This window comes from Parasphingorhabdus sp., assembly GCF_041748495.1.
Classification (GTDB): domain Bacteria; phylum Pseudomonadota; class Alphaproteobacteria; order Sphingomonadales; family Sphingomonadaceae; genus Parasphingorhabdus.
On the sequence record NZ_JBGTDD010000118.1, the window covers coordinates 1 to 16,467 of the forward strand.

Genomic DNA, 16,467 nt, shown 5'->3' on the forward strand with positions numbered 1-16,467 from the left:
AAGGGATAGCATGAAGCTCAACGCACTGGATCATGTTAACATCATTACCGACGACCTCGCCGGTACCGTCAGGTTTTTCGTTGAATTATTTGATCTCGACGTCCGCGACGGTCCAGAGCCGCTGCCACCAGAACATGTCCAATGGCTCTATGACGACAGCGGGCGCGCCATATTCCACATTAATTCAAAACAAATGCAGCAGGCCTTTCGCCGCGAAACAAGTTCTGGGCCCATGACCGGGGCGATCCATCACGTGGCACTGGATTGCAGCGATCATCTGGCGTTTATCGAACGCCTGGCCGCGCACGCAATTGATTATCGTCTGAACGATATCCCCGCGATCAATCTGAAACAGCTGTTTTTCAGCGAACCCAATGGTGTGCTTCTGGAGCTCAACTTTCGGGGCGAATAGCCGCCGTCGGCTTTTCCGCTCCGCTGTTAGCGGAAAATACAGTTGGTGCCGGCCCACAAATCGGTGATCCGGGCATCTGGCGCTTGGCTCTCGAACAAGCCGGAAAAGCCGCCGGTATGGAATTCTGTGCCAATCGTACTGTTCTCATCGATATCGAACTCTACCGACTTGGCCATTTCGCTTCGCGTGGTGCCGATACCAATTCCGCTCATCGTGGCAAGAGCCGCTTGCTTGTCGCCATCGCGCAAGAACCAACCGACAAAACGGTCTTCCTGAAAATTAGCACTGAAATCGCCATAATGGGTGAATTCTATCAGACCTGCGCCGCAATCCTGACTGGATGAACGCTCGTCGGCCTCGCCGCGTTGCGCCGCTATAGCGCCTTCGGTAGTCGCCCGCTCCGCTCCGAACGCGAGCAGGCGAGCGCTTCCCGTCTCGGCGTTCACGAACCGGAGTCCCTCGCCGTCCAGAGCAATCTCAATCTCAGCCGCTGCTGGTGCTTTCGGTTGCTTGCTGGCAGATTGCTCGGTCGGAGCAGCCTGCGCAGCCTGTCCCGCATCGCGTTCCTCTTCCGAACAGGCGGTCAGAACCACGGCCAGACCCAATAATAATCCGCGCCGCAAATTTGTCCTCACCCCGGGTTGCCTTCGATCTGCGCAACATTTGCATCAATCTCTACCCAGGGCTGCTTGCTGCCCGTCCAGAAATGGATTTGCGGTCGCAGGATTTCGGTATCGTCCAATGTGCCTGCCTTGATGTAGGTCATGCCGGGCTGGGTCGGCAGCGTCGTCTTCACGGGGGAACCACAGGTACCGCAGAAATGCCGGTGAACAACATTGCCGCTTTCGGCATGATCTTCATAGGTGGTAAGATCGCCGCTGAGCTTGATCTGGTCATCCGAGATCGCGAACAGAACGGAATAAGCGCTACCCGCCTGTCGCTGACAATTTTTGCAATGGCAGACACCGCACATCTGCAGGTCTCCCTCAATCTCGTAATTTACCGCGCCGCATAGGCAATGACCGGTTATCGCCATTTCAAATATCCTTAGGTTTCGATTCTCTTCATCAGCTCCTGAGCCGCCGCAGGCGCTCTTATCCTGGCACCGCTAATAACAAACATATAGACATCTCGGCCCGTGACAAGTGATAGTGGCGGCGTAATATAGTCACCGTCATCCGGCAAATTGCCGTTGCTCCAGTCTTTGGCGGTCTTCGCCCATTCATCCAGTTCGCTCTCCGGATAGCCGGTTTCGATATCCTCCCTTGAGCCCATCAGCCGGGCGAAGCAGAAATCGGCAGTCTGGTCGGAAATCTGGGGATATTTCTCGCTATGCGAGCAGACAATGGCGGCGTTATATTTTTGCGCCAGTTCAACAAATTCCGCGCAAAGAAAACTTCCGTGCCGCACTTCCAGCGCATGGCGAAGCGGCATGCCCTCGATCTTGTCGGGCAGCATCTTGAGGAAGCCCTCAAACTCCGCCGCATCGAATTTCTTGGTCGGCATGAATTGCCAGAAGAGCGGCCCCAGCTTGTCTCCCAGTTCAATCAGCCCCTGCCCCGTGAATTTCTCGATGCTCTCGGCGGCTTCCCGCAAATCCTTCCGGTTGGTGCAATAGCGCGATGCCTTTACCGAAAACTTGAAACCTTCCGGCACCGAGTCACGCCAATTGGCAAAACTCTCGGGCTTTTGGGTGCCGTAATAGGTGCCATTGATCTCGATCGCCCCCAGATGCTCCCCGGCATATTTGAGTTCATCGGCCTGTCGCAGCCCCTTGGGATAAAAAACTCCTCCCCAGGGCGCAAAGGTCCAGCCACCAATTCAGCACCGGATACGCTCCTCAACCATGCTTTCTGACAAACACGGTGCCTGCCGAATAGCCGGCACCGAATGAGCAGATAAGCCCGATATCTCCATCTGCCAGATCTTCGCTATGCTTGTGAAAGGAGATTATAGACCCGGCAGAGGAGGTGTTTGCATAAGTATCGAGCACCGTCGGGCTCTCATCCTCGCTGGCTTCATGGCCGAGTACCCGCTGCGCAATCAGGCGGTTCATCCCGGCATTGGCCTGATGCAGCCACAGGCGGCGCAGTCTGTCCGCGTGGATGCCAAGCCGGTCCATTTGCTCGCCAATCATCGTCGCGACCATTGGCACCACTTCCTTGAACACCTTTCGTCCTTCCTGGACGAACAACTTGTCCTTATCGTCCCGGCTTTCGGGATGGGTGCGGTTGAGGAAGCCAAAATTGTTGCGGATATTGTTGGAGAACTGCGTCTTGAGTTTTGTACCGATAATTTCCCAATGTTGCTTTGGTGCCATGTCCTTGGCCTCGACAAGAATGGCGGTGGCCACATCGCCGAAAATGAAGTGACTGTCACGGTCGCGCCAGTTGAGATGGCCGGAGCAGATTTCCGGATTGATGACCAGCACCGACCGCACGCTGCCGGCGCGGATATAATCGGCTGCGGTCTGTATCCCGAAAGTAGCGGAAGAACAGGCAACATTCATATCGAAGGCAAATCCGTCCTCTATGCCGAGCGCATCCTGTATCTCCACCGCTATCGCCGGATAGGCGCGCTGCAAGTTCGAGCAGGCACACAGCACAGCATCAACATCTTCCGGTTTGCGCCCTACCCGTTCCAGCGCTTGACGAGCCGCTTTGGCACCGATTTCGGCGAGTATGGATATGTCTTCGTTTGGTCGCTCGGGCAGGCGCGGACACATCACTTGCGGATCGAGTATCGGTTCCTTGGAGAGTACGAAACGCGACTTGATCCCCGACGCTTTCTCGATAAATTCCACCGAACTATGTGGTAATTCTTCTACCTCGCCAGCTGCAATCGCGTCAGCATTTTCACGATTGGTGAGATCGACATAGGCGTTGAAACTGGCCACCAGTTCTTCATTGCTGATACTGTCTTCCGGCGTGAACAGGCCGGTTGCGGAGATGACGGGAATATTGCTGTCGGTCATGGAAAGAGACTGTTCCTTCTGCGGTTGCGCTTTCTGGCGGCGCTTGCCTGCGATGGTAATCGCCCTTGAGCGAACAGGCAAGCAGGGTTGATCATGCTTTGCCAATCAATTCCACGTTGCTATCAGCAGGAAATGAATGACCATGTGAAGCTCGACGACAGCTGGAAAAAACCCTTGGCTGGCGAATTTTCCAGTGACCATATGGCTCGATTGCGGGACTTTCTGCTGCGGGAGAAAGCCGCGGGCAAACGGATATTTCCCAGGGGCAAGGAATATTTCCGCGCGCTCGATCTGACCCCGCTCGACCAGGTGCGCGTGGTCATTCTCGGTCAGGATCCCTATCATGGGCCGGGACAGGCGCATGGACTTTGCTTCAGCGTCCAGCCCGGTGTCAGGCCGCCGCCATCGCTGGTCAATATCTACAAGGAACTGGAAAGCGACCTCGGACTACCGCGCCCTACCCACGGATTTCTCGAGCATTGGGCCAATCAGGGGGTATTGCTGCTGAACAGTGTGCTGACCGTCGAAATGGCCAAAGCCGCCTCGCATCGCGGCAAGGGATGGGAAGGATTTACCGATGCGATCATAGGCCTGATTGCGGCCAAGCCGGAGCCTGTGGTGTTCCTGTTGTGGGGTAGTTATGCGCAGAAGAAGGCGGCTTTCGTGAGGAGCATTGAACAGGGTGGTCACCATCTGGTGCTAAAGGCCCCTCACCCGTCGCCGCTGTCTGCCTATAACGGCTTTTTCGGATGCCGCCATTTCAGCAAGGCCAATGATTTTCTGCGACAGAAGGGACTGCCGCCTGTCGACTGGAGCTTGCCGCAAATCAAGTCCTGAACTGGGCAAGCGCTCGATCAAGCGCAGCCATCAGGGAATCCACATCCGACAAACGGTCCAGCTGGTCGCTGGACAGCAGGCAGTGCAAATCTCCGCCGTCTTCGATCAATATGGCTGGCAGAGATAGCGCTTGCGTGATCGGGAAGGATGCGGCGGGATAGGCGCAGGCAAAGTCCTGCCGATGATAAAAGGACTTTTCCAGTGACAGGGCATCCAGATAGTCCCGCCACGGCCGGCGCATGGACACCGCGCCATAGCTGATCATGCACAGGCTGCATGAATATGTTTCGGGCCGGACCAGCTTGTGCGCCGCATCCATCAGCGCTGAAGCCCAGCCTTCATCGGCATTGTAGACGATTATCAACCGGTCCCGGCTTGAAGCGGTCGATGGTGCAGCGGGTTTGGGCATCAATCCAGGTTCGGCGCACCGGCCTGGGTGGTTACACTCGCAATCCACGTATCGATATCCCGCGCCACCTGCTCCGGCGTTTCCTCCATCGGCAGATGGCCGGCATCGGCATAGGTAATCAGTTTGCTGCCCGGAATGGCGGATGCAAAAGCCTGCGCATGGGACAGCGGGAATATCTTGTCCTGCTCCCCCCAGAGCAGCAGAACCGGCATTTTCAGGTTGCCGATTTCTGCCCATTTTCCGGGTTCGCGCGGAGTCGTCGCCCTGTCCAATGTGGCTCGGCGATTGCCAGGAAAACGCAGCATTTCCCAGTAGCGATCGACCATTGTTTCGGTCAGCCGCTCGGGTTGGGCATAATTTTCCTGCAATGACGATTTGACCAGAGCCCGCGGAGTGATTTCCGGTAACAGCATTTGCCCGATCCATGACTGCGCCAGCCTGGCGCCTAAATATGCTTGTCCCTTTTGCTCGACCTGCGCGCCGGATGCATCGATCAATATCAGGCCGGCGGTCCGATCCGGCACCGAAAGACCCGCGCGCCATGTCAGCCAGCCGCCCATGCTATTGCCCGCCCAATAGGCTTTGTCGACACCAACGGCATCCAGCACCTTGATAACTGCCGCAATATTGGTCGCGGCATCATAGGCACCGGTCGGATTGGGCCCGGTCAGTCCATGCCCGTAAAGATCGATCGATATCAGGCGATATTTATCCTCGAGCAGAGCCACCAACGGCTCCCAGGTCTGCAGCATGCTGTTCGATCCATGGATCAGCAGGATCGGCGGCCCATCCCTTTTGCCTTCATCCCGATAATGGATCTGGCCACCTTGGCCATCATCCAGAAAATGAGACGATTCATTCGTATATTTCGCGATCATTTCTCCCCGATCCGTATCAGGTGTGCGAAAAATCAGAAAAGCTGCCCCTAGCAGGACGACGAGCAGGAGGAGAATGCGGACCGTCTTTTTCATGGGATTCCCTCTGTCAGAAGAACTTATGTGTACCCAAAGCAAAGAGATGCGCCAATGGCTTAATCTTCGGCCTGCCATTCCCCTGGCTGCAATCCTGCAAGCGTCCAGTCTCCTACGCTCCAGCGCACCAGCCGCAAGGTAGGATGTCCCACCGCCGCGGTCATCCGACGAACCTGGCGGTTCCGGCCTTCGCTGATGGTGAGCTTGATCCAGCATTCGGGTATATTCTTGCGCACCCGGATCGGCGGATCGCGCAGCCAAAGATCCGGGTCTGCGATGCGCTCGACTTCGGCAGGTCTTGTCATGCCGTCTTTCAATGCGACGCCCTGCCGCAACATTGCGAGACTTTTTTCTTCAACCTCTGCTTCGACCTGGACAAGATAGCTTTTGGTCATCTTATATTTGGGATCGGCAATACGCGCCTGCAACTTGCCATCGCTGGTGAGCAGCAGCAGCCCCTCGCTGTCGCGGTCGAGCCGGCCAGCGGGATAGACTCCAGGAAGATCGATGAAATCCGAAAGCGTTGCCCTTGTGGTTTCGGTGCCGCGGTCGGTAAATTGCGACAATACGCCGAATGGTTTGTTGAAACGGATCAGATTGGTCATAGCGCCTCTCTGCCAGCCGCGAACAGGATCGGCAACGCAACAATACAGCTGATTTCCCATGTTCCAACGTTTCAGGCTCGTTAAATTGATATCTGTAGCGCTTCAAATTGTGTAGCGCGGGCCAATGCAGTTCAAGAATTTCGATAGCGCCACCTTTCTCCGCGATCATTGGCAAAAGAAGCCGCTGCTGATCCGGAATCCCTGGCATTCCTGGCGCAATCCCCTGTCGCCCGACCAGCTCGCTGGCCTGGCTTGCGAAGATCATGTTGAATCGCGCCTGATCACGCAATCCAGTGATGACTGGAATGCCGAGCACGGACCCTTGCCCGAGGCCCGCTTTGAGGAACTGGGCACGGTCCCCTGGACATTGCTGGTCCAGGCGGTTGATCATCATGTTCCGGATGTCGCTGCGTTGGTCGAGCCCTTTCGGTTCATCCCCAATTGGCGCATCGATGACGTGATGGTCAGCTATGCCAGCGATGGCGGCGGGGTCGGCCCGCATTTTGATCATTATGATGTTTTCCTGATCCAGGGCCTTGGCCAGCGCCGCTGGCAGATCGGGGGGATGTGCGACGATCAAACCGCTCTGCGTTCGCACGAAGACCTGTTGTTGCTCGCCCATTTTGATGTAGCGGAAGAATGGCTATTGGATCCAGGCGACATGCTCTATATTCCGCCGGGAATAGCGCATAACGGCGTTGCGGTTGGCGCCGATTGCATGACCTATAGTATCGGCTTTCGATCGCCATCGCGCAAGGAACTGATCAGCAACTGGTGCGATGACCTGCTGCCAAATATGAGCGATGATGATCGCTATGGTGATCCCGATTTGTCGATCCAGACGAATCCCGGCGAAATAGCAGAGAGCGCCATCGACCGGCTGCACGCCATGCTGACGGAGAAACTGACGGATCGCGGCGATTTTGCGAAATGGTTCGGCCAGTATAGCAGCACGCCCCGATATCCCGAAACCGACTGGCGTCCGCAGGAGCCGATCGACAAAGACCAGTTGCGCCGCATATTGGTCGACGACCATCCTCTGCTCCGCAACGCTGCCAGCCGCTTTTCCTTCATTCGGGAGAGCGAAGATGGCTGCCTGCTATTCGTGGATGGGGAGTGCTTTCCCGTTGCCGCGGCTGCCGCGCCCCTGGCCAAGCGGCTGTGTGCGCACAGTCATATTATCGTCGACCCCGCGGAGCGAGAGGCGGACGAGGTGATCGACCTGCTCACCGCATTGTATAATGGCGGCAGCCTGTCCTTCAACTGGGACTAGATGGCGCGATATTGAAGACAAAAAAAGGGCGGGAAAGACAATGTCATCCCGCCCTTTTTCGAAATTTTAAGGCTTAAGCCTGCTGCAGGTTCACAGCGGCTTTCTTGCCATTGTTGCCGGTTTCGACATCATAGGTCAGGCGTTGCTCTTTTTCGAGCGACTGCATTCCTGCTGCCTGTACTGCTGTGATGTGCACGAAGCTGTCATCACCACCGTCTTCAGGAGCGATGAAACCATAGCCCTTGTCGGTGTTGAAAAATTTTACGGTGCCTGTAGGCATAGTCTTATTCCTATTCATAACTTAATTATGTCCGACCCTGCAGGATGCAGAACCGAACGGGATTGGCCAACTTCGAGAAATGGGAAAAAGAGTATGCGACCTTAAGGGTTGCGAAACCATGATTTCGTCGTAACGCGATTTATTAGCTTCAGCCGCTATAGCAGGCAATTCATTAATATGCAAACAGATGAATTTCAACGGTTTCAAGACATGCAAAAACTGTGTAATAGCAGCATCCATGAACAGAAATATATCGATGAGACTGGCAGCATTATGCCTCGCTATCCCGCTGGTGGCTTGCGATTCAGCAGGCACTCCAGTGCCGGAACCCTCCCCGCAGGATCAGTTTTTTGAGCGACTGAGTCAGCTCTGCGGCAAGGCCTATGCAGGCATATTGGTATCAGATCAGGAAGCCGATGCGGAAATGGTCGGCAAACCGATGATCATGCATGCCGCTTCCTGCGATCAGAATCAGATCGAAATCCCATTCCACATCGCCGAGGACGATGGCAAATGGAACCGCTCGCGGACATGGCAGATCACCCGTACGGATCAGGGCCTTCGGCTGAAGCACCGGCATCGGCATGAAGATGGCAGCCTCGACAGCGTGACCAACTATGGTGGTGATACGGATAGCAAAGGCACTGCCGAGCGGCAGGAATTCCCCGTCGACGCTGAATCGATCGCATCCTTCCGCGCCAATGAGCTCGACCAGTCCGTGACCAACATTTGGGCGGTAGAGATCATCCCTCCCAGCGAGAGTGATGCCCGATTCGCCTATGAACTGCGCCGCCTGGAATCATCGGACGGACGTCATTTTCGGGTCGAATTTGATCTGACCAAAGCGGTACCGGCCCCACCCCCACCCTGGGGAAGCTAAGCGGTGCTGGCAGCGCTAACCGTCGGGGGTCTGATGGTGCTGTTGACGGTCTTTATCCACGGAATGGGCATATTTACACTCGCTCGCATCCTGCGGCTGGAGGCCCGGGAAGAAGCGGAGGAACATATTCATCCAATGTCGCCGCGCGGAATCGCCGTGACGCTGGCACTGGTTTTCGGTCTTTTCGTTCTGCACGGCTTCGAAATCTGGACCTATGCGATTGTCTACCGCCTGGTCGACGCCATCCCGAACTTTGAGCAAGCGATCTATTTTTCCACGATCACTTATTCCACCACCGGCTACAACAGCGATGGCCTGGCGACGGAATGGCAGATGATCGCCGCGATCGAGGGCCTCAACGGTTTCATTCTGCTGGGCTGGTCGACCGCCTTCTTCGTCACCGTGGTGGCACGCATGGGCCGGGGCTAGTGCGGCCTGCGGCCCCAAGGGAAAATCTGACGCGACGCCTGTTCCGCCTCTTGCTGGCGCTAATCTACCTGATCGCAGGCATAGCCCATATCAAATCGCCTGCCGGCTTTCTTCAGATCACACCCGATTGGGTGCCCTTGCCCGAGCAGGTCATATTGCTGACCGGTGTCGCCGAAATAGCCGGCGCCATCGGGCTGCTGATCCCGCGTGCGCGCTATGCTGCAGGTATCGGCCTGGCGCTCTATGCGCTGTGCGTCTATCCGGCAAATATCAACCATGCCCTCAACAATATCGCGATCGGCGGCGTGACCGCGAGCTGGCTCTATCATGGTCCCCGGCTCGCCTTCCAACCGGTGTTCATATGGTGGGCGCTAATCGCGGGCGGTGTCATCAACTGGCCGTTCGGGAAGAAGCAAGGCCCAGTCTGCCCAAAATAGGGTATTTATATTATCGCTAACTCTGGTAGCTACGTCAGCAACAAAGGAATATGATATGGAAATGAAAGACGATCACGTCGAAATGGACGAGCATGAGGCAAGCAACAAGCCGCACAAACCCCATAATGTCAGAATCGTGTTAGCGGTGTCGTTGCTGCTCACGATCGTTGCGCTGTCGATTATTTGGATCATCCCTGCACTGAGCTAGCCTGCGGGATATCTTTCCGTACTGTTGGCAATCCCCTTCCCGCCATTGCTCCCAACCGGTCCTGAACATCATGGCCTCCTGTCCGATCCGTAGCCCAAAGTTGGTCAAAGTTGGGGCCAATGACGGGTTTGTCCGATAGCCTCTTCTCGATCTTATTTTATAAATTATCTGATATATATCAATTTATTACAGAATATTTATGACATTGCTTACGAGCTTTTGAATATTGCCATCACAATGCGGTCGATAACCCGGTCCTGACGCTGGTGGTGCCTTGCCTTTCCAGCGATCAGACCACAATCTCCAGCGCATTTTCCGGTACCTATCGTGTCGAGGCGAGAGGAAATCGCCGGTGAATCAAAACTTGCGATAGCCCAATAATATTTTGTGCGGCCAGACGCTTTCTATCTGGTGCGAGTTCTCAGTCCGTTTTATTGGCCTTGTCCACATCCCGCGCGCCATCCTGATCGGATATGTTCATGCTTTCTGTTCTTGCGCCTTATTCTCCTTTTCTGGTTGGCCTGATATTGCTGTTGCTGCTGATTGCCTTTGCGACCGAAATCCGGCCGCCGGAAGTCACGGCCATTGGCGCGGCCGGGCTGCTGCTCGCCCTCGGCCTGATTTCGACCGACGATATTCTGGCGACGATGAGCAACCCTGCGCCGCTGACGATCGCGGCGATGTTCATCATTTCCGGCGCGCTCGTCCGGACGGGTACGCTCGACCTGTTCGCACTCAAGGTGACCGGAATGGCCAAGGCATCGCCTGTGATGGCCACCGGGCTGTTGCTGGTTGCGATTGCCGTCTTGTCCGGGTTCACCAACAATACTCCGCTGGTCATGATGATGATCCCGATCGGCATCACCCTTGCCAAGGAACTGGGCGAGCGACCGTCGAAGATATTGATGCCGATTTCCTTCGCCGCCATTCTGGGTGGGACCTGTACCCTGATCGGCACTTCTACCAATATCCTGGTGGACGGCGTGGCGCAGAAGCAAGGCCTTGAAGGCTTTTCGATATTCGAGATCGCCCCCGCCGGCGTGGTGATCGCGCTGGTCGGTGTCTCCTATCTCGCTCTGACCCGGCGATTTCTGCCGGATCGCGATACGATGACGTCGCTGCTAGAGGATGATCCGGCCAAGCGCTACACGATGTCGGTCTTCATCGTGGGCACGTCCCCCTATATCGGCCAGATCGCCAGCCAGCTTGATCTGTTCCGCAGCGGCGAACGTCGGCTGATCGATGTCATCCACAATGATGAACCGATTGAGCAATCTCATGCAGAACATGTCATCCGCGAGGGCGACGTGCTGGTCATGCACACCAACGAAGCCGACCTGATAACCATTCGTGAACGCGGCAAGCTGCCGCTGACGAAAAATGACGACAAGCAGCAGTTCGTCCCGATGTCCTCGCACCGGTCAATGCTGGCGGAAATATTGCTGCTCTCCGATTCTCACCTGATCGGGCACAGTCTGAAAGAAGCGGCCTTGCCTCAGCGCTACGGCGTCCACCCGATCGCCATGCATCGCCGGGGCAGCAATCTGTCCGAACGATATGACAGCACCAATTTGGAGGTCGGTGATACGCTATTGCTGGAAGGCGCGCAGGCGAATATCCGGCGTCTGGTCGAGGGCGAGAATCTGATCAACGTTAGCGAACCCAAGACCCGGGGGTTCCGCAGGCACAAGGCCCCGATTGCCATCGCCGTGATCATGGCAGTGGTGGTCGCCGCATCGTTTAACATCATGCCAATTGCCGGGCTCGCGGTGCTCGGCATGGCTGCGGTATTGGTCACCCGCTGTATCGAACCGGATGAAGCCTTTGCCTCGGTCGACTGGCGAATCATCGGGTTGATCGTTGCCATGCTGGCGATCGGGACGGCACTCGAACGAGCAGGTCTGGTAGAAATGATGGTCGCGGCGGCCACGCCCTGGCTGTCCGGCCTCGCACCGATCTATGCACTGGCAGCCATATATCTGTTGAGTCTGTTGCTGACAGAACTGGTAACCAACAATGCGGTGGCCATCGTCGTGACCCCGATCGCGATCCAGCTTGGGCTGTCGCTAGGGGTCGATCCGCGACCCTTTGTGATCGCCGTGATGTTTGCCGCAAGTGCCAGTTTCCTGACCCCGATCGGATATCAGACCAACACATTGGTCTATGGGGCCGGCGGATATCGCTTCCTCGATTTTGCCCGCTATGGTCTACCGCTAACGGTCCTGATCGCGGTAACGTCGATTGCCATCATTCCCATGATATGGCCGCTGTAAAGGCGTGATGCGGAAAAATAGCGGACGGAAGCTGGGCCAAAATTTGGGCTAATGACGGGCTTGCCCCCATGATTCATCCTTCTCGTCATCGCCATCAGATATTTGCAGCTTGCTTACGTCCAGCCTGACGGGCCTTTCGAAACTGTCGCCAGCGAAAGGGTCGCCGACCGGGTCCTGACGATGCCAGTGTGGCAATTTTCCGTCCATCAGGTCGGCGATTTCCAGTGCGTCTTCCAGTTCGTCGGGGGGCATTCGCTTGTCCGGTTCATCCGGCGGTTCCGGTCCGAGCAGTTTCAGCGCCTCCGCGACCGGCGGGCGGGCGGTGACGGCGTCCTGCCCTTCCCCGGCACCGCGGTGGTCGTAACGACCAGGCGCGTGCGCGCGGATCAGGAACATCAGCAGCCGGTCGTTATATTTGCGTTTGGTGTAAACATGACGCCCGTCGCGATCCAGCACGATATCATCAACACCGTTGATCGCCCGGTCAAAGGCAATATCGACCAGCCGCCGCGAAGCTGCATCCAGCGCCACCTCCCAGGCTGCGGCAAAGCCCTCTGCGCCTGGTGCGCGGCGCAGCGTATAGGCTGCGGTATCCGACATGCCGACGCTACGCGCCGCAGCCACTACCTGGCCGCTATCGGCCAAGGCGCCGATAAACGCGCGCTGTCGCTCTGGTGTCCAGCCATCCTTGCGCCTTTTGCGCAGCACCGGAACCCAGTCATAAGCCTCGGGTTCATGGCCGTGGGCATCGAGTCCTGTCTTTTCGGAAATGGTGGCGGGCGGGGGAGATTTTTTATCGGTCATTAGCAAAAGAGTAACCTATTTGGTTACCTGTAGGAAAGCCACAAAATGATGGCCTGTCAGTGCGGGGGGATCAACAGGCGGCCTCCCGCGCTCTTATGGTGAGCGGGTGGCTCCGATCAAGCCGCCGCCGCCTGCCATCAAATCCGGATAGCAGAGGGAACCTTTGTATATCAGCGGCCATTTGCGAGCGCCTCTTCCACCTCATGGCATAGAAAGCTTTGGCTGGGATGAGCTTACGAAGATCTATCCGAGCGTTAAAAATATCAGTTGGAAATTTCCGAAGGCAAAATCAAATTTTCTTGTAAATAACTTTACATTTATACAGACAAATTTAGCTGCGCCCCGACATTGCGACTCATAATTTTACAAGATTCTCTCGCCTATTCTCGATAACCGGCGCTAAAAGGCACTCAGACGCTGAAAATATATTGACAGCATATTGAAAATGCCTCCCCAGTTTAAGGAACCAGACCATGTCCTATCAAGATTTCCAGAGTGCCGCCAAAAGTTTGATCAGTAGCAAAGACGGCGCATGGACCGGTATTGATGCCGAGTCCGTCGCCCGCATGCAATTGCAGAACCGGTTCAAGACCGGCCTCGACATCGCCAAATATACCGCTGCGATCATGCGTGAGGATATGGCCGCTTATGATGCCGACAGTTCACAATATACCCAGTCGCTGGGCTGCTGGCACGGCTTTATCGCGCAGCAGAAGATGATTTCGATCAAGAAGCATTTTGGCGATACCAAAAGACGTTACCTCTATCTGTCCGGCTGGATGGTCGCGGCATTGCGAAGCGAATTCGGTCCCCTGCCCGACCAATCGATGCACGAGAAAACCTCGGTGCCGGCGCTGATCGAAGAGCTTTACACATTCCTGCGCCAGGCCGATGCCCGCGAACTCAACCTGCTTTTCCGCGACATTGATGCGGCGCGCGATGCCGGTGATGCAGAAGCCGAGAAAGCAGCGATGGACAAGATCGAGAATTTCCAGACCCATGTCGTACCGATCATCGCCGATATCGACGCCGGTTTCGGCAATGCCGAAGCGACCTATCTGCTGGCCAAGAAGATGATCGAGGCGGGTGCCTGCGCCCTGCAGATCGAGAATCAGGTTTCGGACGAAAAGCAGTGCGGGCATCAGGACGGCAAGGTTACCGTACCGCATGAAGATTTTATCGCGAAGATCCGCGCCTGTCGCTATGCTTTCCTGGAGCTGGGCGTGGAAGACGGCATCATCGTCACCCGCACCGACTCGCTCGGGGCCGGTCTGACCAAGCAGATTGCGGTTTCCAACGAACCCGGCGATCTCGGCGATCAGTATAACAGCTTCCTCGATTGCGAGGAAATCGATCCCACCACCGCGAAGAATGGCGATGTCATCCTGAACCGCGACGGCAAGCTGCTGCGGCCCAAGCGCTTGCCATCCAACCTGTTCCAGTTCCGGCCCGGCACCGGCGAAGACCGCTGCGTCCTCGACAGCATCACCTCGCTGCAAAATGGCGCTGACTTGCTGTGGATCGAAACCGAGAAGCCGCATGTTGAACAGATTGCCGGGATGATGGACCGGGTGCGCGAAGTCATTCCGAACGCCAAGCTGGTCTATAACAATTCGCCATCGTTCAACTGGACCCTGAACTTCCGCCAGCAGGTCTATGATGCGATGGCCGCGGAAGGTCTGGATGTTGCGGAATATGATCGCGCGGATCTGATGGATGCAAAATATGATGACACGGAACTGGGCGAAGCGGCAGACAAGCGGATCCGAACCTTCCAGGCCGATGGTTCGAAACGGGCGGGCATCTTCCACCATCTGATCACGCTGCCGACCTATCACACCGCGGCCCTGTCGACCGACAATCTGGCCAAGGAATATTTCGGCGACGCCGGCATGCTCGGCTATGTTCTGGGCGTGCAGCGCAAGGAAATCCGCGAAGGCATAGCCTGCGTGCGGCACCAGAACATGTCGGGCAGCGACATTGGCGATGATCACAAGGAATATTTCGCCGGCGACGCGGCTCTGAAAGCCGGCGGTGTCCACAATACGATGAACCAGTTCGGCTGAACATCGCACGGTTCGGGTGTCCCCTTGCCCCTTCTTGTGGGGCACCCGATCCTACCAGTTTTCCTGGGGAGGAAAAAACTATCCGTCGGCAGCGATGTCGGCGGATTTTTTCTGTGCAATCCGTTAGCCGCAGCGCTATCGGGGAAAGGCTTATATAGAAATAGGCTGCTGGGGTCTGGCGTTCGTCCAGCCTTTTGAAGGAGACGGCATGACATTGCGGAAATCCGGTTCGATCCTGGCCCTGGCGGCGATGCTTTCGGCTTGCGGCGGCGGTGGCGGTAGCAGCAGCAATGTGGTCAGCCTGCCGCCCGGTGGAGGCGGAGCGACCCCGGCTCCTTCCCCCATCAACACGACATGCTCGCTGCAAAACCGGCAGAACTGGGCGTTTGACAAGATCAATGAATGGTATCTCTTCCCCGAAACCCTGCCCGCCAGCCTGAGCCCGGCGCCTTATGGCTCGGTGCAGGCCTATGTCGATGCGCTCACCGCGACGGCACGGGGTCAGGGCCGCGACCGGTTTTTTACCTTTATCACCTCGATTGCCGAGGAGAATGCCTTTCTCAATTCCGGGGCGACGGCGGGCTTTGGCATTCGCCTGAGCTATGACGGCGCGGCAGCGCGGGTCTTCGTCCTCGAAGCCTTTGAAGGCGCGCCCGCGCTGGCCGCCGGTCTGGATCGCGGGACCGAAATCCTGGCGATCGGTACCAGCAGCAGCAATCTCCAGACGGTTGCCTCGCTGTTTGCGCAGGGCGGTGCCGCTGCGGTGAGCGACGCGCTCGGACCGTCGACCGCGGGCACCAGCCGGGTGCTGCGCTTTCGTGATGACGCGGGCAATGAGACCACGACCACGGTGACCAAGACCAATTTTGCCCTCCAGCCGATCTCGCCGCGTTATGGTGTGCAGATATTGGACAATGGCGGCACCATGACCGGCTATGTCAATCTGCGCACTTTCATCGACAGCGCCGAGCCGCAACTGCGCGATGCCTTTCTGCAGTTCCGCAACGCCGGGGTGACCGAGCTGGTCATCGACCTGCGCTATAATGGCGGCGGGCTGGTGCGGACGGCGGAGCTGTTCGCCGATCTGCTCGGCCGCAACCGCTTCGCCAATGAGGTCCAGTCGGTCACCCGGTTCCGCGCCAGCAAATCGGGCAATAACGAGACCCGCAACTTCCGCTCGCAGCCGCAGTCGGTGGCGCCGACCCGGATCGCCTTCATCACCACCGGCGGTTCGGCCTCGGCCAGCGAGCTGGTGATCAACGCGATGATCCCCTATCTCGACCCGGACATGGCGCTGGTCGGCAGCAACACGTTCGGCAAGCCGGTCGGCCAGATCGGGCTGGACCGGGAGGCCTGTGATGACCGGATCCGGATCGTTGCCTTTGCCACCGAAAATGCCGACGGCAATGCCGATTATTTCAGCGGCCTGGCCGGATCGGTGGCCAACAGCTGCCAGGCGGCGGACGATATCAGCCTGCCGCTGGGCGACCCCGGCGAAGCCTCGACCGCGCGGGCGCTCGGCTTTCTGGCCGGTGCCTCGTGCACCCCGATCAGCAGCAGCGACAGCGGCGGCATTGCGGCCCAGCGCGAACCGGCATCGCCGTTTGAC

19 protein-coding genes are annotated in these 16,467 nt (G+C 57.1%); 10 read left to right on the top strand and 9 right to left on the bottom strand.

The annotated features are described in order from the left end of the window. Window positions 1-412: VOC family protein (locus ACEW8J_RS10610; RefSeq protein WP_373491611.1), on the top strand; the 412-nt coding region annotated here is incomplete at its 5' end. Between the two features lie 26 nt (window positions 413-438). Here the strand turns inward: ACEW8J_RS10610 and ACEW8J_RS10615 are convergent. The 4 genes from ACEW8J_RS10615 to ACEW8J_RS10630 are packed head-to-tail and all read right to left on the bottom strand — an operon-like array spanning window position 439 to window position 3,386. After that, the gene (locus tag ACEW8J_RS10615) at window positions 439-1,047 is read right to left on the bottom strand and encodes a hypothetical protein (protein ID WP_373491612.1); all 609 of its coding nucleotides are present in this window, start codon (window positions 1,045-1,047) and stop codon (window positions 439-441) included. After that, window positions 1,044-1,448 (bottom strand): GFA family protein, encoded by a 405-nt coding sequence (locus tag ACEW8J_RS10620; protein ID WP_373491613.1) that lies wholly within the window; start codon window positions 1,446-1,448, stop codon window positions 1,044-1,046. The genes ACEW8J_RS10615 and ACEW8J_RS10620 overlap by 4 nt, the downstream gene beginning before the upstream one ends. Window positions 1,449-1,459: 11 nt before the next feature. Then, window positions 1,460-2,233, bottom strand: a complete 774-nt coding sequence (locus tag ACEW8J_RS10625; RefSeq protein ID WP_373491628.1) for a DUF72 domain-containing protein — start codon at window positions 2,231-2,233, stop codon at window positions 1,460-1,462. A gap of 19 nt (window positions 2,234-2,252) precedes the next feature. After that, window positions 2,253-3,386, bottom strand: coding sequence for a beta-ketoacyl-ACP synthase III (locus tag ACEW8J_RS10630; protein ID WP_373491614.1), 1,134 nt, complete (start codon window positions 3,384-3,386; stop codon window positions 2,253-2,255). A 132-nt stretch (window positions 3,387-3,518) separates the two neighbouring features. Between ACEW8J_RS10630 and ung the strand changes: the two genes are divergently transcribed. Next, on the top strand, window positions 3,519-4,223 hold the full coding sequence (ung, locus tag ACEW8J_RS10635; RefSeq protein WP_373491615.1) for a uracil-DNA glycosylase: 705 nt from the start codon (window positions 3,519-3,521) through the stop codon (window positions 4,221-4,223). Here the strand turns inward: ung and ACEW8J_RS10640 are convergent. From ACEW8J_RS10640 to ACEW8J_RS10650, 3 genes are read right to left on the bottom strand one after another with little or no spacing between them, the layout of a single operon-like run. Next, the gene (locus ACEW8J_RS10640) at window positions 4,213-4,632 is read right to left on the bottom strand and encodes a hypothetical protein (protein ID WP_373491616.1); all 420 of its coding nucleotides are present in this window, start codon (window positions 4,630-4,632) and stop codon (window positions 4,213-4,215) included. The two genes, ung and ACEW8J_RS10640, sit on opposite strands and share 11 nt — an antisense overlap. Then, a complete protein-coding gene (locus ACEW8J_RS10645) occupies window positions 4,632-5,603 on the bottom strand; it encodes an alpha/beta fold hydrolase (protein ID WP_373491617.1) in 972 nt (323 codons plus the stop codon). Before ACEW8J_RS10645 ends, ACEW8J_RS10640 begins: the two co-directional genes overlap by 1 nt. Window positions 5,604-5,662: 59 nt before the next feature. Further along, window positions 5,663-6,208: a pseudouridine synthase gene (locus tag ACEW8J_RS10650; protein WP_373491618.1), complete on the bottom strand. Its 546-nt coding sequence runs from the start codon at window positions 6,206-6,208 to the stop codon at window positions 5,663-5,665. 124 nt (window positions 6,209-6,332) lie between these two features. Here ACEW8J_RS10650 and ACEW8J_RS10655 point away from each other — a divergent pair, with 124 nt between their 5' ends. Beyond that, complete coding sequence (locus ACEW8J_RS10655) at window positions 6,333-7,481, top strand: JmjC domain-containing protein (RefSeq protein WP_373491619.1); 1,149 nt, start codon at window positions 6,333-6,335, stop codon at window positions 7,479-7,481. A 73-nt stretch (window positions 7,482-7,554) separates the two neighbouring features. Here ACEW8J_RS10655 and ACEW8J_RS10660 read toward each other — a convergent pair whose 3' ends face one another. Beyond that, a complete protein-coding gene (locus ACEW8J_RS10660) occupies window positions 7,555-7,761 on the bottom strand; it encodes a cold-shock protein (RefSeq protein WP_067200226.1) in 207 nt (68 codons plus the stop codon). Window positions 7,762-7,999: 238 nt separating this feature from the next. Here ACEW8J_RS10660 and ACEW8J_RS10665 point away from each other — a divergent pair, with 238 nt between their 5' ends. From ACEW8J_RS10665 to ACEW8J_RS10685, 5 genes are all read left to right on the top strand, one after another. Further along, a complete protein-coding gene (locus ACEW8J_RS10665; RefSeq protein ID WP_373491620.1) occupies window positions 8,000-8,641 on the top strand; it encodes a hypothetical protein in 642 nt (213 codons plus the stop codon). 3 nt (window positions 8,642-8,644) lie between these two features. Beyond that, the gene (locus ACEW8J_RS10670; protein ID WP_373491621.1) at window positions 8,645-9,070 is read left to right on the top strand and encodes an ion channel; all 426 of its coding nucleotides are present in this window, start codon (window positions 8,645-8,647) and stop codon (window positions 9,068-9,070) included. Beyond that, the gene (locus ACEW8J_RS10675; RefSeq protein WP_373491622.1) at window positions 9,070-9,507 is read left to right on the top strand and encodes a DoxX family protein; all 438 of its coding nucleotides are present in this window, start codon (window positions 9,070-9,072) and stop codon (window positions 9,505-9,507) included. The genes ACEW8J_RS10670 and ACEW8J_RS10675 overlap by 1 nt, the downstream gene beginning before the upstream one ends. 55 nt (window positions 9,508-9,562) lie before the next feature. After that, window positions 9,563-9,715 (top strand): hypothetical protein, encoded by a 153-nt coding sequence (locus ACEW8J_RS10680; protein WP_373491623.1) that lies wholly within the window; start codon window positions 9,563-9,565, stop codon window positions 9,713-9,715. Between the two features lie 479 nt (window positions 9,716-10,194). Beyond that, a complete protein-coding gene (locus tag ACEW8J_RS10685; RefSeq protein WP_373491624.1) occupies window positions 10,195-11,988 on the top strand; it encodes an SLC13 family permease in 1,794 nt (597 codons plus the stop codon). Between the two features lie 48 nt (window positions 11,989-12,036). Here the strand turns inward: ACEW8J_RS10685 and ACEW8J_RS10690 are convergent, their stop codons facing one another. Then, a complete protein-coding gene (locus tag ACEW8J_RS10690) occupies window positions 12,037-12,792 on the bottom strand; it encodes a hypothetical protein (protein WP_373491625.1) in 756 nt (251 codons plus the stop codon). 473 nt (window positions 12,793-13,265) lie between these two features. Here ACEW8J_RS10690 and ACEW8J_RS10695 point away from each other — a divergent pair, with 473 nt between their 5' ends. Further along, window positions 13,266-14,858: an isocitrate lyase gene (locus tag ACEW8J_RS10695; RefSeq protein ID WP_373491626.1), complete on the top strand. Its 1,593-nt coding sequence runs from the start codon at window positions 13,266-13,268 to the stop codon at window positions 14,856-14,858. A gap of 208 nt (window positions 14,859-15,066) precedes the next feature. Next, on the top strand, window positions 15,067-16,467 hold a 1,401-nt coding region (locus tag ACEW8J_RS10700; protein WP_373491627.1), incomplete at its 3' end, for a S41 family peptidase.